16 protein-coding genes, 1 other RNA gene and 1 riboswitch are annotated in these 23478 nt (G+C 30.2%); of the genes, 14 read left to right on the top strand and 3 right to left on the bottom strand.

Translation table 11 applies throughout. The features are described 5' to 3' along the window. Window positions 1-14 precede the first annotated feature (14 nt). The 5 genes from OD91_RS01580 to OD91_RS01560 all read left to right on the top strand — a co-directional run bounded on the left by OD91_RS01580 (window position 15) and on the right by OD91_RS01560 (window position 7344). Window positions 15-1871 (top strand): DNA topoisomerase IV subunit B, encoded by a 1857-nt coding sequence (locus OD91_RS01580; protein WP_144896899.1) that lies wholly within the window; start codon window positions 15-17, stop codon window positions 1869-1871. Window positions 1872-1957: 86 nt separating this feature from the next. Further along, on the top strand, window positions 1958-2494 hold the full coding sequence (locus OD91_RS01575) for an ORF6N domain-containing protein (protein ID WP_144894653.1): 537 nt from the start codon (window positions 1958-1960) through the stop codon (window positions 2492-2494). Between the two features lie 49 nt (window positions 2495-2543). Next, a complete protein-coding gene (locus tag OD91_RS01570) occupies window positions 2544-5279 on the top strand; it encodes a DNA gyrase/topoisomerase IV subunit A (protein ID WP_144894652.1) in 2736 nt (911 codons plus the stop codon). A 6-nt stretch (window positions 5280-5285) separates the two neighbouring features. Then, window positions 5286-5975, top strand: coding sequence for an aspartate/glutamate racemase family protein (locus tag OD91_RS01565; RefSeq protein ID WP_144894651.1), 690 nt, complete (start codon window positions 5286-5288; stop codon window positions 5973-5975). A 100-nt stretch (window positions 5976-6075) separates the two neighbouring features. Then, window positions 6076-7344, top strand: a complete 1269-nt coding sequence (locus OD91_RS01560; protein ID WP_186434371.1) for a LuxR C-terminal-related transcriptional regulator — start codon at window positions 6076-6078, stop codon at window positions 7342-7344. Between the two features lie 216 nt (window positions 7345-7560). On the opposite strand, the gene OD91_RS01555 is transcribed toward OD91_RS01560, so the two are convergent. Beyond that, window positions 7561-8700, bottom strand: coding sequence for an ABC transporter substrate-binding protein (locus tag OD91_RS01555; RefSeq protein ID WP_144894649.1), 1140 nt, complete (start codon window positions 8698-8700; stop codon window positions 7561-7563). A gap of 58 nt (window positions 8701-8758) precedes the next feature. Beyond that, window positions 8759-8997: riboswitch (cobalamin riboswitch) on the top strand. Window positions 8998-9077: 80 nt separating this feature from the next. Here OD91_RS01555 and OD91_RS01550 point away from each other — a divergent pair. Then, a complete protein-coding gene (locus OD91_RS01550) occupies window positions 9078-11024 on the top strand; it encodes a TonB-dependent siderophore receptor (RefSeq protein WP_144894648.1) in 1947 nt (648 codons plus the stop codon). Between the two features lie 289 nt (window positions 11025-11313). After that, window positions 11314-12219, top strand: coding sequence for a LytTR family DNA-binding domain-containing protein (locus OD91_RS01545; protein WP_144894647.1), 906 nt, complete (start codon window positions 11314-11316; stop codon window positions 12217-12219). A 20-nt stretch (window positions 12220-12239) separates the two neighbouring features. Here OD91_RS01545 and OD91_RS01540 read toward each other — a convergent pair whose 3' ends face one another. Together OD91_RS01540 and OD91_RS01535 are read right to left on the bottom strand one after the other, a co-directional pair. Then, a complete protein-coding gene (locus OD91_RS01540; RefSeq protein ID WP_144894646.1) occupies window positions 12240-12752 on the bottom strand; it encodes a hypothetical protein in 513 nt (170 codons plus the stop codon). 8 nt (window positions 12753-12760) lie between these two features. Beyond that, complete coding sequence (locus OD91_RS01535) at window positions 12761-14029, bottom strand: amidohydrolase (protein ID WP_144894645.1); 1269 nt, start codon at window positions 14027-14029, stop codon at window positions 12761-12763. Window positions 14030-14145: 116 nt separating this feature from the next. On the opposite strand from OD91_RS01535, the gene OD91_RS01530 reads away from it, so the two are divergent. The 7 genes from OD91_RS01530 (at window position 14146) to OD91_RS01500 (ending at window position 23361) form a co-directional block, all read left to right on the top strand. Then, window positions 14146-16467: an ATP-dependent helicase gene (locus tag OD91_RS01530; RefSeq protein ID WP_144894644.1), complete on the top strand. Its 2322-nt coding sequence runs from the start codon at window positions 14146-14148 to the stop codon at window positions 16465-16467. 154 nt (window positions 16468-16621) lie between these two features. Next, entirely contained in the window at window positions 16622-17263 is a 642-nt protein-coding gene (locus OD91_RS01525; RefSeq protein ID WP_144894643.1) for a DUF4290 domain-containing protein, read from the top strand. Beyond that, entirely contained in the window at window positions 17264-18577 is a 1314-nt protein-coding gene (gene murA / locus OD91_RS01520; protein ID WP_144894642.1) for a UDP-N-acetylglucosamine 1-carboxyvinyltransferase, read from the top strand. A gap of 101 nt (window positions 18578-18678) precedes the next feature. After that, a complete protein-coding gene (locus OD91_RS01515) occupies window positions 18679-19227 on the top strand; it encodes a nucleotide exchange factor GrpE (protein ID WP_144894641.1) in 549 nt (182 codons plus the stop codon). A 70-nt stretch (window positions 19228-19297) separates the two neighbouring features. Further along, on the top strand, window positions 19298-20428 hold the full coding sequence (gene dnaJ / locus OD91_RS01510; protein WP_144894640.1) for a molecular chaperone DnaJ: 1131 nt from the start codon (window positions 19298-19300) through the stop codon (window positions 20426-20428). Window positions 20429-20599: 171 nt separating this feature from the next. Next, window positions 20600-20899, top strand: an RNA gene (gene rnpB / locus OD91_RS01505) — RNase P RNA component class A. A gap of 194 nt (window positions 20900-21093) precedes the next feature. Further along, window positions 21094-23361, top strand: coding sequence for an aconitate hydratase (locus OD91_RS01500; protein ID WP_144894639.1), 2268 nt, complete (start codon window positions 21094-21096; stop codon window positions 23359-23361). Window positions 23362-23478: the final 117 nt, after the last annotated feature.

Raw genomic sequence — 23478 nt, 5'->3', positions numbered from 1 at the left:
CTAGTTTAGATTTTATGGCTCAAGAAACAAAATATACGGAAGATAATATTCGCTCTCTAGATTGGAAAGAGCACATTAGAATGCGTCCAGGAATGTACATTGGTAAGTTGGGCGATGGCTCTTCTCCAGATGACGGAATTTACATTCTTGTAAAAGAAGTTTTAGACAATTCTATTGATGAATATGTGATGGGTGCTGGAAAAACCATCGAAATTTCTATTCAAGGAAGTAAAGTTATCGTTAGAGATTATGGTCGTGGAATTCCGTTAGGAAAAGTTGTAGACGTAGTTTCTAAAATGAATACGGGTGGAAAATATGATTCTAAAGCTTTTAAAAAATCGGTAGGTTTAAACGGAGTTGGTACCAAAGCAGTAAATGCACTTTCTTCTTTTTTTAGAGTAGAATCTAATAGAGATGGAAAATCTGCATCGGCAGAATTTGAACAAGGAGTTTTAACAAATCAAGAAAAATTAGAAGAAACCACTAGAAGAAAAGGAACGAAAGTTTCTTTTGTTCCAGATGAAACTATCTTTAAGAAATATAAGTTCAGAAATGAGTATGTAGCTAAAATGCTAAAAAACTATGTGTATTTAAACACAGGTTTAACCATTATTTTTAATGGAGAAAAATATGTTTCAGAAAACGGTTTAAAGGATTTATTAGAGGATAATAACAATCAAGATGATATGTTGTATCCTGTAATTCACTTAAAAGGCAATGATATTGAAGTTGCCTTAACACATAGTAAAACACAATATTCAGAAGAATATCATTCGTTTGTAAACGGACAGCATACCACACAAGGTGGTACACATCAAGCAGCTTTTAGAGAAGCAATTGTAAAAACAATTAGAGAATATTATGGTAAGAACTTTGAGGCTTCAGATATTAGAAAATCTATTATTTCTGCGGTTTCTATAAAAGTGATGGAGCCGGTTTTTGAAAGTCAAACCAAGACAAAGTTAGGTTCTACGGAAATGGGTGATGGAATGCCAACGGTAAGAACATATATCAACGATTTTCTAAAAACTCAGCTGGATAATTATTTACATAAAAATACAGATGTAGCAGAAAAGTTACAGAAGAAAATATTACAAGCAGAGAAGGAACGTAAAGAACTTTCTGGAATTCGTAAAATAGCTCGTGATCGAGCTAAAAAAGCAAGTTTGCATAATAAAAAATTGCGCGATTGTAGAATTCATTTAGGAGATACCAAAAAGGAAGCTCATTTAGAAACTACACTTTTTATTACAGAGGGAGATTCTGCTTCTGGATCGATCACAAAATCACGTAATGTAAATACCCAAGCAGTTTTCAGCTTAAAAGGAAAGCCTTTAAATTCGTACGGTTTATCAAAGAAAATCGTGTATGAAAACGAAGAGTTTAATTTATTACAAGCCGCTTTAAATATAGAAGATGGTTTAGAAGATTTACGTTATAACAATATTGTAATTGCTACAGATGCCGATGTAGATGGAATGCATATTCGTTTGTTATTAATTACGTTTTTTCTTCAATTTTTTCCTGAAGTAATTAAAGAAGGACATTTATATATTTTAGAAACTCCGTTGTTTAGAGTTCGAAATAAAAAACAAACTTTCTATTGTTATTCTGATGAAGAAAAGAGAGAAGCAATAGGTAAATTAAGAGGGAAACCAGAAATAACACGATTTAAAGGATTGGGTGAAATTTCTCCAAATGAATTTGTACATTTTATTGGTGATGATATTCGTTTGGATCCGGTAATGTTAGATAAAGAAATGTCGATTGAACAAATGCTTCAATTCTATATGGGAAAAAACACTCCCGATAGGCAGAAATTTATCATAGAGAATTTAAAAGTAGAATTGGATTATGTTGAAGAGGAGTAGCCTATCCTAAATCCTTTCCGAAGGAAAAGACTTTGAGCAAGTGAATGAAAATTGGAGATCACAAGTTGTGACCTCAAGAATAAAAAATGAAAGAAGAAAAAGAGAATAGAATAATTCCTGATGAAATTATTACCAATAAAATCTATTTGATTCGCAATCAAAAAGTAATGTTAGATAGAGATTTAGCGGAATTATATCAGGTAGAAACAAAAAGATTAAAGGAAGCTGTTAGAAGAAATATAAGTCGTTTTCCAAGTGATTTTATGTTTGAATTAACTAAAAATGAATTGGAAAATTGGAGGACGCAATTTGCGACCTCCAAATCTGATAAAATGGGCTTACGTTATGCTCCAATGGTTTTCACAGAGCAAGGAGTTGCAATGTTATCTAGTGTTTTAAATAGTGATAGAGCAATTGCTGTAAATATTAAAATTATAAGAATATTTACTAAAATGCGTCAATTATTAAGTGATAATGTTTCAGTGCAATTAGAAATAGAGTCAATCAAAAAGAAAATTACTAATAATTCTAAAAATATAGAGTTAGTGTTTTCTTATTTAGATGAATTGATAGAGAAAAAAGAGAATAAATCAGAAAGAAACAAAATAGGCTATAAAAAGTAATTTTAATATTCAACAGAAAATAAACGATTAAACAGTTAAACGTTTAAGAATGAGTGAAGAAATAAACGACAACGAACACGAAGAAGAATTAACGAATCAAAATGATAATTTAGATTCACCTCAAGAGGAAACCATTACTAAGGTTACAGGAATGTACAAAGAATGGTTTTTAGACTATGCTTCGTATGTAATTTTAGAAAGAGCCGTTCCTTCTTTGGAAGACGGTTTAAAACCAGTACAGCGTAGAATAATGCATTCTATGAAGGATTTGGATGATGGACGTTATAATAAAGTTGCGAACATTGTTGGGCATACCATGCAATATCATCCACATGGTGATGCTTCCATTGCAGATGCTATGGTGCAAATTGGTCAGAAAGAATTACTGATTGATATGCAAGGAAATTGGGGAAATATCTTAACAGGAGATAGAGCTGCAGCATCTAGATATATTGAAGCTCGTTTATCAAAATTTGCTCTAGAAGTTGTTTTTAATCCAAAAACGACCGCTTGGAAACTTTCTTATGATGGAAGACGTAAAGAACCTATTGATTTACCTGTTAAATTTCCGCTTTTATTAGCGCAAGGAGCAGAAGGGATTGCTGTTGGTTTATCCACTAAAATATTACCACACAATTTTATTGAATTAATTGATGCTTCAATCAAATACTTAAAAGGAAGAAGTTTTAAAATAGTTCCTGATTTTTTAACTGGTGGAATTGCTGATTTTACCAATTATAATGATGGAAAACGTGGTGGAAAAGTTAGAGTAAGAGCAAAAATATCTCAACTTGATAAAAAAACCTTAGTAATTACCGAAATTCCTTTTGGAACAACTACCACTTCTTTAATTGATAGTATTTTAAAAGCAAATGAAAAAGGGAAAATAAAGGTTAAAAAAATAGAAGATAATACAGCTGCGAATGTCGAAATTTTGGTGCATTTGCCGCCAAATGTATCGCCAGATAAAACTATAGATGCGTTGTATGCCTTTACAAATTGCGAGTCTTCAATTTCACCTTTGTGTTGTACCATAGAAAATAATAAACCAGTTTTTGTAGGTGTTTCAGAAATGCTAAAACATTCTACAGATTTAACTGTAGAATTGTTAAAACGTGAATTAGAAATTCAATTAAATGAATTAGAAGAACAGTGGCATTTTTCATCCTTAGAAAGAATTTTTATAGAGAATAGAATCTATCGAGATATCGAAGAAGAAGAAACTTGGGAAGGCGTAATTGCCGCTATCGATAAAGGTTTAAAACCTCATATTAAACATTTAAAGCGCGCTATTACTGAAGAAGATATTGTACGTTTAACAGAAATCAGAATTAAAAAGATTTCTAAGTTCGATATTGATAAAGCCAAACAGCATATAGAAAGTTTAGAAGATAAAATTGCCGTTGTAAAAAATCATTTAGATAACTTAATCGAGTTTGCTATCGATTATTTTAAAAATCTAAAAGATAAATACGGTAAAGGAAAAGAACGTAAAACAGAAATCAGAATTTTTGATGATATCGTTGCTACAAAAGTAGTAATGAGAAATACAAAACTTTATGTAAATAGGGCAGAAGGTTTTGTTGGAACATCACTTAAAAAAGATGAATATGTTACCGATTGTGCCGATATCGATAATGTAATTGTTTTTAGAAAAGATGGTAAAATGATGGTTACAAAAGTCGATTCTAAAACGTTTGTTGGTAAAGACATTATTCATATCGCGATTTTTAAGAAAAAGGATAAAAGAACTGTTTACAATTATATGTACAAAGACGGAACAAAAGGCGCTAGTTATATGAAGCGTTTTAATGTTACTTCTGTTACACGTGATAAAGAATATGATTTAGCAAACGGAAATAAAGGATCAAAAGTACTGTATTTTACTGCAAATCCTAACGGAGAAGCAGAAGTAGTTACGATAAATTTAAGAGCTGTCGGTAGTGTCAAAAAAATGAAATGGGATATAGATTTTGCTGATTTAGCAGTGAAAGGTAGAGGAGTAAGAGGAAATACAATTACAAAATACGCTATAAAAAGTGTCGATTTTAAATCTGAAGGAGTTTCTACCTTAAAACCACGTAAAATTTGGTTTGATGATGCTGTTCAACGTTTAAATGTTGATGAAAGAGGTGAGTTGTTAGGAGAATTTAGAGCAGAAGATAAATTATTGATAGCAACTCAATCAGGTAAAATTAAAGCAGTGAAGCCTAATCTTGGGATGCATTTTGAAGAAGATATGATTGTCTTAGAAAAATGGAACTCAAAGAAACCTATCTCTGCAATTTATTTTGATGGAGATAAGCAACGTTATTATATCAAACGTTTTTTAATAGAAACTCCAGAAAAGGAAGAGGTTTTTATATCTGAACACGAAAAGTCGCAATTAGAGATTGTAGCAACGGATTATCGTCCGATGGCAGAAATTATTTTTTCTAAACGTAGTTTAGAAAAAATGGAGATTAATTTAGAGGAATTTATAGCTGTAAAAGGTATAAAAGCACTAGGAAATCAATTAACTACAGATAAAATTAAGCAAGTTAATTTATTAGAATCATTGCCTTTTGAGGAACCAGAAGCACCAAAAGTAGAAGAAGTAGAGGTAATTGAAGAAGAAGTTATTGAAGAGGTTGTAGAAGAAACCTTACCTTTAGACGTGCCAACTATAAAAAATGCTTCTTTACCTGATTTACCTAATAAAGACGATAAAAAAACAGCTTTGTTAAAAAAGGCAATCAAAAAGAAAAAAGAAAATAATGATGAAAATCAACAAACATTATTTTAAAACTAGATGAAAACAATTGGTTTAATTGGCGGAATAACTCCAGAATCTACAATCATGTATTATAGAGTGTTAAATGATTTAGCATCAAAAGAATATGGAGGTATACATTCTGCTAAAGTTTTAATTAATTCAGTTGATTTTGGTATAATTTCAAAATATCAGAAAGAAAATCGTTGGGATTTGTTGGATGATATCATGGCAACTGCTGGCGTAAATTTAGAAAAAGGAGGTGCAAGTTGTATTGTAATTTGTGCGAATACAATGCATTTATGTATAGATGCGATTAGAAAATCGGTTTCTATTCCTGTAATTCATATCGCAGAAGCTACCTCAAAAACAATAATGAATCAAAAAATAAAAAAAGTTGCTCTGTTAGGTACAAAATACACCATGGAAAAAGATTTCTATAAAAATGTATTATCTTCTTTTGGTATAGATACGATAATTCCAGCCAAAAATGATAGAGATGAAATTCATCGTGTTATTTATGATGAACTTTCTAAAGGAATTATAAAAGCGTCTTCTAAAGAGAGCTATGTTGCTATAATTAATAAGCAAATAGAAAATGGAGCAACGGGTATTATCTTAGGTTGTACAGAAATTCCGTTATTAATAAAACAAGAAGATATTTCTATTCCAGTATTTGATACAACTACAATTCATGCAACTTCGGCTTTTAAATTTGCAACTTTGTAAATTATATTATAAATTACAGTCTTATTATTCTGTCCCAGCAATTAATTGCGAATCTTTTAACCGTTTTATGTTTAAAAACGTCTTTTTTATATTTTTTTTCTTGAAAGCTGCTATATGTTTTTCTCAAGCAGATATTAGTTACTATCAAGATAAAGAAGGTGAGTTGTCTTTTAAAGATGTAGACAATTATGATTTTATTCCTTATGATAAAATTATCAATAAAGGTTTAGATGGAGGTGTGTATTGGTTTAAAATTACTGATTTTTCTGAAGATGAAAATATAATTCAATTTAAAAGTTCTCATATTTTTAATGCTGAAGCTTATCATAATGGCGCTATTTTAAATAGAGAGAGTCATGAACGATTTGTTACTTTTAAAGTAAAAAAAAATGAAAAATTACTAATTAAGTTAAAACTTGAAAAAGAAGCCTTTATTCCAGTAGAGGTTTTTTCAGCAAAAGGATATAAATTCAAAGAGAAAGTAAACTTACTTATTATAGGTTTATATTATGGCTTTGCTCTTTTTATTGTGCTAGTAAACATTATATATTCTTTAAGTTTTAAGGATAAAACGTTTTTGTTTTACGGATTGTTTGTCTTCTGTGTGTCCTGTTCTCTAAGTTTTAGCGATGGTCTATTAATTCTTTTTAATGTTTCTCAAGACATTATGGATTTTATCATATTATTCATTCATACTATTGGAACCATATTCGGAGTAACTTTTGCAACCAAATATTTAGGGTTAGAAAACTATTATCCTAAAATTAGGTATTTAATACTATTTTTTGGTGCTGTTTTTGTCTTTTTATTTATACTTTATTTTTCTACGGGTAATTTTATCTATTTTGCTTTGGTAGAGACAGCTACAGTTGTTTTCTTAACATTCTTTTGGTTTCTTGCAGTTACATTATTTAAAAAAGATTTATTTATAAGAATATTTGTGATTGCCTATTTCTTTATGGTAATATTTGGATTAGATTATTATGTAGCTAGACTTTTTGGATTTTCTGTTCTAAATTTTTCTAGTGATATTATTAAAGTTGCAGGTTTTTTCGAAATGCTATTATTTTCGTTTGCTCTTGTTTATAGAATGAAAATATTGCATGAGCAAAATAAACAAATGAGGTTTGATATAGAAACATTAATTGTTGAGTCTAGCAATGAAATTTCTAATGAAGTTATTAATGATAATAAATTAAGTGTAAGAGAAAAAGAGATTTTAGAATTTATAAATAAAGGGAAGAAGAATAAAGAAATTGCAGATGAATTAAATATTTCTGTTAATACAGTAAAGTATCATATTAAAAATATATATGAAGCTTTAAATATAAAAAACAGAAAAGAAGCTATCGCTTTTGTAAATAAATAAGTGCAAAAAGCTTAAAAGTCAATAAATCACCCTTCTGCCACCCAAAAACCACCCCTAAACTACCCAAAAACTACCCGTTATTTTTCTTCTATAAAGCAAGTATGTAGTAATTTTACATTGTTAATAAAGATCAACATACTATCACAATATAAATAACAAACAATTTGTTATCTAGTTATCCCAAAAATTAAACTCTAGTATTCACTAGGGTTTTTTTTATTCCATTTTTTCAAAGAAAGTTAACGTATAGGTTGGAAGTAATTCTGGGTTTGTAATTTTAATAATATCTTTTAAAACTAAATCGGGTCTAGTAGACGCTAACTCGTAATAAATAACTCCTCCAGTTTTTCCTTTTTTTGTAGAAGGCGTGTAAATATTATCTTCTTTAAATGATTTAAAGTTTTTATACTGCTTATTACTAGCTAACATTTGTTCTTTTGAACTAAAATATCCTGGGGCAATCCAAAAATCGGCATCTTGCGCTTTTTCTAAAACACTTTCATAACTTAAGGATAAACTTCCTTTTCCTTTAGTGTCTTTCCATAAGTAGTTTAGGTTTGCGTCATTTAAAAATGTAGCAACGAAACTTTCACCAGCAGGTAAATTCCAAATATCCTTACTCATGATGGCTCCTGAAAGTACAGTTGGTTTATTTTTTGCTTTTAACGCTATTTCTTTTGCTTCTAGATAACTTTTCTCTATTGATTTGAATATACTGTCTGCTTCTTTAGATTTATCAAATAAAACGCCAAAAAACTTAATCCATTCTGCTCTTCCTAATGGTGTTTCTTCAAGCCAATCGCCATTTTGAATTACAGGGATACCAGCTTTTTCTATAGTTTGAAATACTTTATTAATTGAATTTACAGAATAACCAACAACTAATTCTGGATTTAAATCTAAAAGAACTTCTGTATTTAAAGATGATTCTTTCCCTAACTCTGTAATTTTTCCACTATCAATTAATGCTCTTGTTTTTTCTGAGGAAACATATTTAGTATGTGGAAATCCGATTAACGAATTTTCCTCGTTTAATAATTCGATCATAGGAAGGTGCGTAGTAGAAGTTGCTACCATTTTTTCTATAGGAACAAGAAGAGTAGTTGTGTTTTTATCACTTAAATTTCCATCATCTTTTTTATATTGAATTCTATAAATGAAATCTTCATTTGAATTTTTATATGGAGTTTTTATAAAAAGTGTATCTTTCTTAAAATCAAAACCTTTAGCGTAATTTATGTTAAGTAATGATTTAATTTTTGAATTATAGTTAGTTTCTTTTTTTATTTCTTTACAAGCTGTGAATTGTAAAAGAAAAAAGAAGCAAAAAATAGAAGTAAAAACTGATTTATACATCAATAAAATAATTAAGGAACAAGATTACAAAATAGTTTTGTCATTTCAATTATTAAACTAAATTTGCAGCGATTTTGGTTTTGATGTAAGGTTATTTACATCAAATTAAAAGGGAATCTGGTTAAAATCCAGAACTGTTCCCGCAACTGTAAGTTTAAACTGAATTTGTTTCAGTTCCTTGTATGAGGATGTTACTTAAACTTATGCCACTGTTAATTATTATTTAGTTAGTAATAATGGGAAGGCAGAGTAACATAATAATAAGTCAGGAGACCTGCCAAAAATCAAAAAACGAAATAAACTTTCGGGATAAAAGTTAGCGTACACTATTTGTATTGTACAAAAATTTACCTGATTTAATGTAAATCAATTTTAGAATGAAAAAACAATTATTAATTGTAAGTGTATTGGCATGTAGTTTTGTCAATTCAAATTTATTTTCTCAAGACTTAAAGGAGAAAGAGAAAGTAGAAAAACTTGGTGAAGTTGTTGTAACGGCAACAAAATTTGCCTTAAAAAAAGAACACACAGGTAAAGTTATTTACCAAATTTCTCAAAAAGAAATCAGTAATAATGCAGGTAAAACCGTTATCGATTTATTAAACAATTTACCAGGAATTGATGTAAGAGGTGTAAATACAAATCCTTCAGAACCAAGAAGCACTTATGTAAGAGGAGGAAGAGCTAGGCAGGTTTTAGTGTTAATAGATGGTGTACCAGTTTCTGATCCATCAGGAATAAATCAAGAATATGATTTACGATTATTATCATTAAATCAAATTGAAAAAATTGAAGTTTTAAAAGGAGCTTCATCTACGTTATATGGTTCTGGTGCCGCAACAGGTGTGATTAACATCATTCTAAAAAAAGCTACGAAAAAAGAAATTACAGGTACGTATGAAGTAAGTTTAGGTACAAATAATACGGCAACAGTTAATAATGCAGGTTTTCAGGATATGAATCAAAATGCAAGTGTTAATGGAACTTTAGGGAATTTTAATTTCTTAACGTCACTTAATGTAAGCGGAATTGATGGAATGTCTGCTGCTAAGTCTAAAACGGCTGCAAATTTTGATGCTGATAAATATTACAGTAGAAATGGATTGTTAAAAGTAGGATATCAATTTTCAAAGAAAGTTGCATTGACTTCATTCTATAATTTCGACAAATTTAATTATGATTTTGATGCAGGCGCATTTAATGATTCAGATATCAATAATGGTAACCAAAGTCAGTTTAGAGTAGGTGTGAAACCAAGTTTTAAGTATAAAAACGGACAAGCTTATGTGTTGGCTAGTATCAATCAAGTAAAAAGAAACTTAGAGCAGTATAACTCGTTTTCTAAAGCAACTGATGAATATCAATTTAATGGTAGAAGTTTAAACTTAGATGTAGTTAATAAAATTGATTTGAATGATTTTAATTTACAGTTAATTACAGGTGTAAATTATCAAAAACATGATAATAATACAATAACTCCTTTTGGGAAAATTGATCCAAAAACGGCTAATTTTAACACAATTGATCCTTATGTATCATTAGTTTATATTGCTGATAATGGTTTGAGTTTAAATGCAGGTGGTAGATATAATATGCATAGTGCCTATGGAAATCATTTTGTGTATGATGCAAACGCAGCTTATAATGTAATTAAAAGCGAGGACGGTTCTATAAAAGCATTAGCATCGTATAGTACTGCATTTATTGCTCCAAGTTTATATCAATTATATGACGGTTTTAGTGGTAATGCTGATTTAAAACCAGAGTCTAATGAAACTTTTGAAATCGGGTTTGAAGGAAATATTAAAGATATAGTTAACCTAGACGTTGTTTACTTTAATAGAAAAGAAAAAGACGCAATTATCTATGATAATACAACTTTTAAATATGGTAATGGTTCTTCTAATGCTAACGGAATTGAAGTAAATGCAAAGATTGCACCTGCAAAATTTATTGATGTAAATATTGGTTATACCTATACAGATAAAGATCTTACAGATGATTTTGATGATTATATTCCGAGGCATAAAATTGTAGTATCTACAGATATAAATGCGTATGAAAACTTATTTTTAAATGTTGGTTTTAGAAATGTAGGTGAACGAACTTTATTTGATAGATGGGGTAGTTTTGGTACAGCAGGAACAGATGTAATATTACCAAGCTATAATTTGTTAGATATAAATGCAAATTATACCTTATTAGAAGGAACTGTAACTTTCTTTGGAGGAATAACTAATCTTTTAAATGAAGATTATGATGATATTATAGGGTATTCTACACGAGGAAGAAATTTTAAATTTGGACTAAGACTTAAATTTTGATACTTAGAAAGAATTAATATTTAAATATCAGCTAAAAAAATACAGACATCATAAATTAGCAATAATATTATTTCCTCTGATTTATGAGTTTAAACCTGTAACTAAAAAAGACTGCTTTAAAAGCAGTCTTTTTTAGTTCAAAATCTAAAATAAAATATGTGTAAACTAAATTGGGGGACATATTTTTATATAAATATATAACATAATTATATACACATAATTATTTTTTCTTCTATTGCTTAAATTTTCATTAAATTTATAGAAATTTACATTAAGTACATTTTTTTACATGAAAAAAGGCTTTGAGTTTTATAATATAGTATCAGAATTTTTAAAACCAGCAGGCCTTAAGAAAAAAATAGTCAGAAATAGTTTCTTTTTAGCTTCTTGTCTCCTTTTTATTTTTCTTTTCTTTAAACCAACAATTATTTACTCAAATTTAACTGGTGTAAAAAATTATATTTACATTTTAGCTTATACTGTTATAGGTTTATTGTCTTATAGTTTGCCAATTATTTTTAATAATAAAAAAAAGGGTGCTCATTTTTTAAGAGTAAGTTTTATAGGTACTTTTTTGATTTGTTTTTTCTTAGTATATGCTTTTCAGGCAATTTTATATTTTTACACAGGTAACAGAACTTCATATAACCCATTTACTGGAGAACCTATAGAAGAAACGGGTTTATTTAAACCAATACGTTTTGCATTTACATTTTTAATAACATTTGTTTATTTTATTTTCATTTATACATTAACTAGTGTTTTTCATATTTTAATTGATCTAATTTATAGTTATAAAGATGTTTCTAAATTAGTTGGTGATGAAATAAATGATGTAGGAGAAGAACTCATTTTTGTAGGGAAAAATAAAAGAGAAGTTTTAAAAATAAAGTCAGAAAGGTTTTTGTATGCCTATTCTCAAGAACATTATATTGATGTTTTTTATTTAAAAAAAATTGAGAATACAATATTAAAGTTTACTATTAGAAATTCTTTAAAAACTCTTGAAAGCTCAATAAATAATAAATTTATATATCGCTGTCATAAATCATATTTAATTAATTTACTGAAAGTAGAATCAATTTTTAGAAAGGAAGCTAAATCTTACGTTAATATTAAAAATTTAGATATTAAAGTACCAGTTTCTAGAAATAACGTTTCTTTTATAAAAGAATATTTAAAAACACCTAAATAAATAGTTAGTTAAACGATTTATTATAATAATTTTTTCACTTCACTTTTTATAAATTCAACAGCAGTTTCTGTTGGAGGTACTGTATTGGAATATTCTATTAATACATTTTCTCTTAATTCTTGTGCATTCTTTGAGTTTTCAGAAACGTTTTTTAATTTATTAATGATGGCAGCCTTAGCAGCAATGATTGTTGTCCAGCTAGTATCAGAAATGTAAATTTGTTGCACCATATTATGTTCAAATTCTTGTTCTATATTAGCTAGAAGAAGTTGAAGGTAATCATTTGCTTCTGTGCTTATTGGCTTCACTCTAACTAATAATTTAGCAGGATTTAAACGTTCACAAAAAAGTAGCATTCGTTCGTACGCTTGTAATTTTATAGGCAAACTTTCTTTCTTTTTTTCAACTAAAGCAGCAAACTTTTTATCATTCTCGCTTTGTTTAAGAAAACCACTAAAAATAAAATATGCTACACCACCAGTTACTAAAGCAGGTAGGGCATAGGCTAAACCTTCAATAAGTTTATCTTCCATGTATATTATTAATTATTTAAATAATCTAATGCTAATTGTGTCATTGTTTTTACTCCTAATAACATACCGCTTTCATCAATAAAAAAGTCAGGAGTATGATGCGGATAAGGATTTGTGTTTCCAGCAGTTTTTCCGCCTAAGAAAAAGTACAAACCAGGTACTTCCTTCTGAAAGAAAGAAAAATCTTCTGCACCTGTAATAGCTTTAATCTTATATACATTTTCTTTACCAGCAGTATTTTGTAAAGTAGGTAACATTTTTGCCGTTAAATCTATATGATTATATGTAATCGGATATCCTCTTTCTATTTCTATCGTAGCAGTTGCTCTGTATGCTTTAGCAATAGCAGGCACCATTTCTTTCATTCGCTTATTAATTTTCTTTTGCATATCATAATCTAAGGTTCTAATAGTACCAATCATTTCTGCACTTTCTGGAATAATATTACTACGAACACCAGAATCTATTTTTCCAATAGTAATAACAGCAGCCTCATTAGTAAGTTCCATTTCTCTACTGATAATTGTCTGAAGTCCATCGATAATTTTTGCAGAAATCATAATTGGATCAATACCTCCCCAAGGTCTAGAACCGTGAGATTGTTTACCATTAACTTTTACCTTAAAACTTTGAGATGCCGCCATAATACCACCTGGTTTATAACTGATTTTATTAACTTCTAAGCCTGAAGAAATGTGCAATCCAAAAATTGCATCTACATCTGGATTTTTTAAAACACCTTCTTTTACCATTAATTCAGCACCGCCTTCTTCACCTTCGGGAGCTCCTTCTTCTGCTGGTTGAAAAATAAATTTAACAGTCCCTTTTATGTGTTTTTTATTTTTTGATAAAACTTCTGCAACACCCATTAATATTGCGGTATGTGTATCGTGACCACAAGCATGCATTACACCAACATCTTTACCTAGAAAGTTAGATTTTACAGTAGATTTAAACGGTAAATCATTTCGTTCTATAACAGGTAAGGCATCAATATCTGCACGTAAAGCAACAACTTTACCAGGTTTATTTCCTTTTAAAACTCCAACAACACCAGTTTTTGCAATGTTTTCTTGTGCTTCTATACCTAAAGATTTTAAATGTTTAGCAATCTTTTTTGCAGTATTAAATTCTCTATTAGATAATTCAGGATTTTGATGAAAATCACGTCTCCATTCAATTACTTTATTTTCTATAGCATTAATATCCTTAGTTAAATCTTGTGCATTCAAAGAGAAGGTCATCAGAAATAACAAAAAAAGTGTAAAATTTTTCATGTATAATGTATTTGATTGAGGCTAAAGATAGAAAAATAAACTTGTGAATAAAAACTAATAACCTCTTTAAGATATCCGTAGTATAATCCCTAAATTTCCACTTTAATAAAGAAAAGTTGGCAAACTATTTAACTTCCTTAAATCCAGCACAAAAAGACGCTGTTTTACAAAAAGAAGGCCCTATGATTATCATCGCAGGTGCTGGTTCTGGTAAAACAAGAGTGTTAACCTATAGAATTGCTCATTTAATGCAAGAAGGTATAGACGCGTTTAATATTTTATCATTAACATTTACCAATAAAGCAGCACGTGAAATGAAAGAGCGTATTGCTGGTGTTGTTGGGGTAAGTGAGGCTAAGAATTTATGGATGGGAACTTTCCATTCAGTTTTTGCAAGAATTTTAAGATCAGAAGCAGATAAATTAGGCTATCCTTCAAACTTTACAATATATGATACCCAAGATTCTGTTCGATTGATAACGGCTATCATTAAAGAAATGAGTCTTGATAAAGATCGTTATAAAGCAAAACAGATTTTAAATAGGATTTCTTCCTTTAAAAATAGTTTAATTACAGTAAGAGCATATTTTAATAATTCTGATCTACAAGAAGCAGATTTACACGCAAGTAGGCCAAGAGTTGGCGATATTTATAAAGAATATGTAGATCGATGCTTTAAATCTGGAGCTATGGATTTTGACGATTTATTGCTGAGAACCAATGAGTTGTTAGCACGTTTTCCTGAAGTGTTGGCAAAATACCAAGATAGATTTAGATTTATTATGGTTGATGAGTATCAAGATACCAACCATTCACAATATATTATAGTAAGAGCGTTAGCAGATCGTTTTCAAAACATTTGTGTTGTTGGAGATGATAGTCAGAGTATTTATAGTTTTAGAGGAGCAAATATTCAAAATATATTAAACTTTCAGAAGGATTATCCAGATGTTAAAACCTTTAAGTTAGAACAGAATTATCGATCAACTAGCAATATTGTTAATGCAGCAAACAGTGTTATTGAAAAAAATAAAACCAAATTAGATAAAGAAGTTTGGACACAAAATGATGCTGGAGAAAGCATTAAAGTAATGCGAACTATTTCCGATGGAGAAGAAGGTAGGTATGTTGCGCAGTCTATTTGGGAAAACATGATGAATCATCAATTAACGGCTGATTCTTTTGCAATTCTCTATAGAACAAATGCGCAATCTAGAGCCATGGAAGATGCCTTGCGTAAGAAAGATATTAAGTATAAAATTTATGGTGGCATATCTTTTTATCAGCGTAAAGAAATTAAAGATTTACTGTCTTATTTACGTATATTAATCAATCCAAATGATGAAGAAGCCTTAAAAAGAATTATTAATTATCCTGCACGAGGTATTGGAGCTACAACTATTGATAAGCTTACCATTGCTGCTAATCATTATAAAAAATCAATTTTTGAAATCATTAAATATATCGATAAGATTGATATAAAAATTAACACAGGAACAAAAACAAAGTTGCAGAATTTTGTAAATATGATGCAGCGTTTTCAGATTGATGCTCAGAAATTAAATGCATTTGAAATTGCTGAAGTTGTTGTGAAACAAACTCAATTAGTTAAGGATTTACAAAAAGACGGTACGCCAGAAGGAGTAAGTAAAGTTGAAAATGTTCAGGAATTATTAAACGGAATTAAAGATTTTATTACCGATAAAATTGAACAAGGAGAAGATGCCTCATTAACTTCTTTTTTAGAAGATGTTGCTTTAGCTACAGATTTTGATTCAGAAAATAAAGATGATGCTCCTAGAATCTCATTAATGAGTATTCATCAATCTAAAGGATTAGAATATCAATATGTTTATATTGTCGGGTTGGAAGAAAACTTATTTCCTTCAGCCATGAGTATGAATACACGTTCTGAACTTGAAGAAGAACGAAGATTGTTTTACGTAGCCTTAACCAGGGCGGAAAAAGTAGCCTATTTAAGTTATGCCCAAACTAGATATCGTTGGGGGAAATTAACCGATGGAGAACCTAGTCGATTTTTAGAAGAAATAGATGATCGATATTTAGAATACATCACTCCAAAAGCGCCAGAACCAAGAGTAAATAGGTTTATAGATGCTGGTTTGTTTGATGATGCGCCGAAAGGAATTCGTTTTCAAAAACCTATTCAAAGAAAAAAGCAAGAGCGAGAAATACAGAAAAAGAAAGAAATCAATATTCCAAAAAACTTGAAAAAGATACCTAGAGATACTTCAAAAACTAATTTGTTTGATGGTAAAATAGTGGTTGGTAATATTGTTGAGCACAATAGATTTGGTACTGGAGAAGTAATTGCATTAGAAGGAAATGGACCAAATAAAAAAGCAGAAATTAAGTTTGGTACGGTTGGTAAAAAGAAATTGTTATTGCAATTTGCCAAGCTAAAAGTGATTGGGTAATCAATTTAAAATTTTATTTAATAAGTAATTCATAATTCATAATTATTAATTATTTTGCATTCTTAAAATAACTACAAATATATTGTCAGTTCGAGTGTTTTCTTTTGATAGGAAAGAAAAGAAAATGTATCGAGAACACTTCAAAAAATATAAAATGACATTTGACTTAGAATACAATTCAGAAAGGACTTTAATGATAATTCCAGAATATGGAAGACATATTCAAAAATTGGTAAATCATTGTGTGGCTTTAGAAACAAAAGAAGAGCGAAATACCATGGCAAAAGCTATTATAGATGTTATGGGTAATTTGCAACCACATTTACGTGATGTGCCAGATTTTAAGCACAAATTGTGGGATCAATTGTTTATTATGTCAGATTTCAAATTGGATGCAGATGCACCTTATGAAATTCCGTCTAAAGAAGAATTACAAGAAAAACCAGAATCTTTAGCCTATCCAAAATCTGCCTCTAGATATCGTTATTATGGAAATAATATTCAAACCATGATAGATGTAGCTTTAAGTTGGGAAGAAGGAGATAAAAAAGAAGCATTAATTTTTGCGATTGCAAATCATATGAAAAAATGCTACTTAAATTGGAATAAAGATACCGTTGATGATGCTGTGATTTTTAAGCATTTATTAGTGCTTTCTGATAATAAGATAGATCTAACAGAAACCGAAGAAGCTTTAACAGAAAGTAAACACTTGCTTAGAAAACGTAGTAGTCAAGGACAAAAAGGTAAAACACACCATAAAGGAAAAACAAACCATAAATATCGTAAAAAGTAAATGGCATCATTTAAAATTGAAGGAGGTTATAAGTTAAATGGAACAATTACGCCTCAAGGAGCTAAAAACGAAGTATTGCAAATTCTTTGTGCAGTGCTTTTAACTCCAGAAAAAGTAACAGTAAATAATGTTCCAGATATTATAGATGTTAACAAGCTTATTTTTATTTTAGGAGAACTAGGTGTAAAAGTAGAGAAGTTAAGTTCAAATTCTTATACTTTTCAAGCTGATGAAATAAATCTAGAATACTTAGAATCTGCCGAATTTAAAAGAGATGGAAGTTCTTTAAGAGGTTCTATAATGATTGTTGGCCCTTTATTAGCACGTTTTGGAAAAGGATATATTCCTAGACCAGGAGGTGATAAAATAGGAAGAAGAAGGTTAGATACGCATTTTGAAGGATTTATTCGATTGGGTGCTAAATTCCGTTATAATAAGGAAGAATATTTTTACGGTGTAGAAGCAGAAGATGGTTTAACTGGTGTGGAAATGTTGTTAGATGAAGCCTCAGTAACAGGAACAGCAAATATTATTATGGCAGCTGTTTTTGCCAAAGGAACAACTACAATTTATAACGCAGCTTGTGAACCTTATATTCAACAATTATCTAAAATGTTGAATTCCATGGGTGCAAAAATCTCAGGTGTTGGTTCTAATTTATTAATCATAGAAGGTGTAACTTCTTTAGGAGGATGTACTCACAGAGTATTACCAGATATGATAGAAATTGGTTCTTGGATTGGGGTTGCAGTAATGACCCAATCTGAATTGACCATAAAAGATGTAAGCTGGGAAAACTTAGGACAAATCCCTAATGTATTTAGAAAATTAGGAATTACCTTAGAAAAAAGAGGCGACGATATTTACATTCCAGCACAAGAATCATACGAAATACAAAATTATATAGATGGATCTGTATTAACAGTTGCAGATGCACCTTGGCCTGGATTTACACCAGATTTATTAAGTATTGTTTTGGTAATTGCTACACAAGCAAAAGGGACAGTTTTGATACATCAAAAAATGTTTGAAAGTCGTTTATTCTTTGTAGATAAATTGATTGATATGGGTGCTAAAGTTATTTTATGTGATCCACATAGAGCTACGGTTATTGGTCATAATCATCAATCGCAATTAAAAGCAACAAAAATGACCTCGCCAGATATTAGAGCAGGTATTTCTTTATTGATAGCTGCATTGTCTGCAAAAGGAACATCTATCATTAATAATATTGAGCAAATTGATAGAGGATACGAAAATATTGAAGCTCGTTTAAAATCTATTGGAGCTAGGATTGAACGTATAAACGATTAATAAAATCAAAATATATATAAAATCGTGTCAACTTGACACGATTTTTTTATTGGCAATATTCTTGCTAATAAATTGTATACAATTTAATGATTAAATAGAAAATGAGTAAAGATCAATATACAAAAGAAGACGAATTAGAAGATGCGATTGAAAACTCGCAAGTAGAAGAGAATCAGGAAGAAAAGGAAGAAGAGGTTGTAGAAGAACCAACAGCAGAAGAATTAATTCAGGCAGAAAAAGATAAGTATTTACGTTTGTTTGCAGAGTTCGAAAACTACAAAAAACGTACTTCTAGAGAGCGTATCGAATTATTTAAAACGGCAAGTCAGGAATTAATGACATCATTACTGCCAATTGTTGACGATTTTGAACGTGCTTTATTACATATAGAAGAAGACAAAGAGGCTGAAGAGTTACGTAAAGGAGTCTTATTAATATATCAAAAGTTTTATTCTACATTAGAAGCTAAAGGTTTAACTAGATTAGAAGTTAAAAAAGGAGATGTTTTTGATGCAGAAATTCACGAAGCAATTACACAAATCCCAGCACCAACAAAGAAATTGAAAGGAAAAGTAATTGATTGTGTGGAAAAAGGTTATAAGCTAGGAGAAAAAGTAATTCGTTATCCAAAAGTGGTTATCGGACAATAATATAAATTACAATTAACAATCTACAATTACCACTAATCATTGATTACTGTTAATTGATAATTGAATAAGCATGGCAAAACAAGATTATTACGAAGTATTAGGAGTTTCTAAATCTGCATCTCAAGCAGAAATAAAGAAAGGATACCGTAAAATGGCAATAAAATATCATCCAGATAAAAATCCAGATGACTCATCCGCTGAAGAAAAATTCAAATTAGCAGCAGAAGCTTATGAGATTTTAAGTGATGACAATAAAAAAGCACGTTATGATCAATACGGTCATGCAGCTTTTGATGGTCCACAAGGTGGTGGATTTGGTGGTGGCGGAATGAATATGGATGATATATTCAGTCAGTTTGGAGATATTTTTGGAGGTGGATTTGGTGGTGGATTCGGTGGATTTGGCGGCGGTGGCGGTCAACGTCAAGCGAGAGTAAAAGGCTCTAATATGCGTATTCGTGTTAAACTTACGTTAGAAGAAATTGCCAAAGGAGTAGAAAAGAAAGTAAAGGTTCGTAGAAAGGTGCAAGCCGATGGCGTTAAATATAAAACCTGTAGTACTTGTAATGGTTCTGGGCAACAAATGCGTGTTACCAATACTATATTAGGTAGAATGCAAACAGCAACAACCTGTGGAACTTGTCAAGGTGCAGGAGAATCTATAAGTTCAAAACCAAACGGTTCGGATGCTCAAGGATTAGTTGTAAAAGAAGAAACAGTACCAATTAATATTCCAGCTGGTGTAACAGAAGGAGTACAATTAAAAGTAGGAGGAAAGGGGAATGATGCTCCAGGTAAAAATTCTATTTCAGGTGACTTATTAGTATTGATTGAAGAAATTCCACATGAAAAATTAAAAAGAGAAGGAACTAATGTTCATTTTGATTTATACATTAATTTCTCAGAAGCTGTCTTAGGAATTAGCAAAGAAATTGAAACCGTAACTGGAAAAGTTAAAATTAAAGTTGACGGTGGAACGCAGTCTGGAAAAATTTTAAGATTGAAAGGAAAAGGACTTCCAAGTATAGAACATTACGGAACAGGAGATTTCTTAATTCACATAAATGTTTGGACTCCACAGGAGTTAACTAAAGATCAAAAACGATTTTTTGAAGAAATGAAAGAAGACGAGAACTTTACGCCAGACCCTAAAAACTCTGATAAATCGTTCTTTGAAAAGGTAAAAGATATGTTTTCTTAAAAAAAAAGAAAAAAAATATACAAGAGTCTTGTTTTATTAAAAATATACTCTATATTTGTGGTGTTGTTAACTTATGTTAATAACACTTTTTCTTTTTCATAGCAATTTTTCCCACTCAATTTATTGAGTGGGTTTGTTTTTAAATAAAGATTGTATTAGTACATATAATATAAAGCAGACTTATCTTATCGACTTGTAAAAGTAGGAAAGTCCGGACACCAAAGAGTAGCATAGCGGATAACATCCGTCCAACGTAAGTTGAGGACCAGTGCAACAGAAAGAATGTACAGTTAGGCTGTAGTGAAACCAGGTAAACTCTATGCGGTGCAATGCCATGTATATTAGAACTTGAGGGCGACTCGCTCGATTCTAAAGGGTAGGCAGATGGATTCTAAGAGTAATTTTAGAACTAGATAAATGATAAGAACCTTTTTAAAGGAACAGAATTCGGCTTATTAGTCTGCTTTTTTCTATTTTATTTAAATCACTATTATCATTCTGATAAAATATGTTGTATTTTAACTTAAATAATTATTAAATGATTATTTATTTTTTATTTTACAGAAAATAATTCAATAATTAAAGGGTTTGATTGATTATTTTTTAATATTAAAGAGAAAAATAGTAATTTTGCACCACTAAAATTCATAAAAAAATAGATACATATGGCTTTTGATATTAATATGATTAAAGAAGTTTACGCAAACGTTGTAGAACGAGTAGATGCCGCGCGTAACATTACAGGGAAACCATTAACATTAGCAGAGAAAATTTTATATTCTCACTTATGGGATAGTAAATCAAATAAAGCATTTGTTAGAGGGAAAGATTATGTAGATTTTGCTCCAGATAGAATTGCTTTACAAGATGCAACTGCTCAAATGGCATTATTACAGTTTATGCAAGCTGGAAAAAGTAAAGTTGCTGTACCTACAACTACACATTGTGATCATTTAATTCAAGCTAAAAACGGAGCAAGTACTGATTTACAGTCTGCTTTAAATACAAGTAATGAAGTTTTTAATTTCTTAGAATCAGTATCTAATAAATACGGTTTAGGTTTTTGGAAACCAGGAGCAGGAATTATTCATCAAGTAGTATTAGAAAATTATGCATTTCCTGGAGGAATGATGATTGGTACCGATTCTCACACAGTAAATGCTGGTGGATTAGGTATGGTTGCTATTGGTGTTGGTGGAGCAGATGCAGTAGATGTAATGGCAGGAATGGCTTGGGAATTAAAATTTCCAAAACTAATTGGTGTTAAATTAACAGGAAAACTTTCTGGTTGGACTGCGCCTAAAGATGTTATTTTAAAAGTTGCAGGTATTGTTTCTGCAAAAGGAGGAACAGGAGCGATTGTAGAATATTTTGGTGATGGAGCAAAAGCAATGTCTTGTACAGGAAAAGGTACAATTTGTAATATGGGAGCAGAAATAGGAGCAACCACTTCTACTTTTGGATATGATGAATCTATGGAACGTTATTTACGTGCTACAGATAGAGATGATGTTGCAGATGCTGCAAATGAAGTAAAAGAGTATTTAACTGGTGATGCTGAAGTATATGCAAATCCAGAACAATATTTTGATCAAGTAATAGAAATTGATTTATCAGAATTATCACCATTATTAAATGGTCCATTTACTCCAGATTTATCTACTAAAGCTGGTTCAGATATGACAGCTATAGCAAACGAAAAAGATTGGCCTTTAAAAGTAGAATGGGGATTAATCGGTTCTTGTACAAACTCTTCTTATGAAGATTTGTCTAGAGCAGCTTCAATTGCACAACAAGCTATTGATAAAGGATTAAGTACAAAAGCAGATTTTGGTATTAATCCAGGATCAGAAAAAGTACGTTATACAGCAGATAGAGATGGTATTTTAGAAGTTTTTGAAAACTTAGATGCTAAGATTTTTACAAATGCTTGTGGACCATGTATCGGTCAGTGGGCACGTTATGAAGATCCTAAAAATGCACCTAAAAACTCTATCATTCACTCGTTTAACAGAAATTTTGCTAAACGTGCAGATGGGAATCCAAATACACACGCATTTGTTGCATCACCAGAAATGGTAGCAGCAATTACAATAGCTGGTCGTTTAGATTTTAATCCAATTACCGATACTTTAATTAATAAAGACGGTCAAGAAGTTAAATTAGATGAGCCAACTGGATGGGAATTACCTCCAAAAGGTTTTGAAGTAAAAGATGATGGTTATTTAGCACCAGAAGAGGATGGAAGTAGTGTTGAAATAAAAGTAAATAAAGATTCTGAAAGACTAGAATTATTAACTCCTTTTACACCGTTAGGAAATGATTTATCGGGTGTTAAGTTATTAATAAAAGCACATGGTAAATGTACTACAGACCATATTTCTATGGCTGGGCCTTGGTTACGTTACCGTGGACATTTAGATAATATTTCTAACAACTGTTTAATTGGTGCAGTAAATGCATATAATATGAAAACGAACTTTGTAAAAAGCCAGTTAGATGGAGAATATGATGCAGTACCAAAAACAGCAAGAGCTTATAAAGCGGCTGGAATAAAAACAATAGTTGTTGGAGATCATAATTATGGTGAAGGTTCTTCTAGAGAACATGCAGCGATGGAGCCACGTCATTTAGGTGTTGCAGCTGTTTTAGTAAAATCTTTTGCTAGAATTCATGAAACAAACCTTAAAAAACAAGGAATGTTAGGTTTAACATTTGCTAATGAAGCTGATTATGATTTAATTCAAGAAGATGATACTTTTAACTTTGTTGATTTAAATGAATTTTCTGCTGGTAAACCTTTAACATTAGAAGTTGTTCATGCAGATGGTTCTAAAGATACAGTTCTTGCAAATCATACATATAATGAAGGACAAATAGAATGGTATAATGAAGGTTCTGCATTAAATTTAATTAAGAAGCAAAACGCTTAAATTTAAAAAAAGCACAAAATTAATATTTAAAACCTCAGAATTGTTCTGAGGTTTTTTTTGCATAAAAAATGCCCAACATAACCTAAGTTATTATTGGGCACCAACTAACCAACCAGT

Origin of the sequence: Lutibacter sp. Hel_I_33_5 (genome assembly GCF_007827455.1) — a bacterium.
Classification (GTDB): domain Bacteria; phylum Bacteroidota; class Bacteroidia; order Flavobacteriales; family Flavobacteriaceae; genus Polaribacter.
This window is presented reverse-complemented; position numbering and strand designations above follow the sequence as displayed.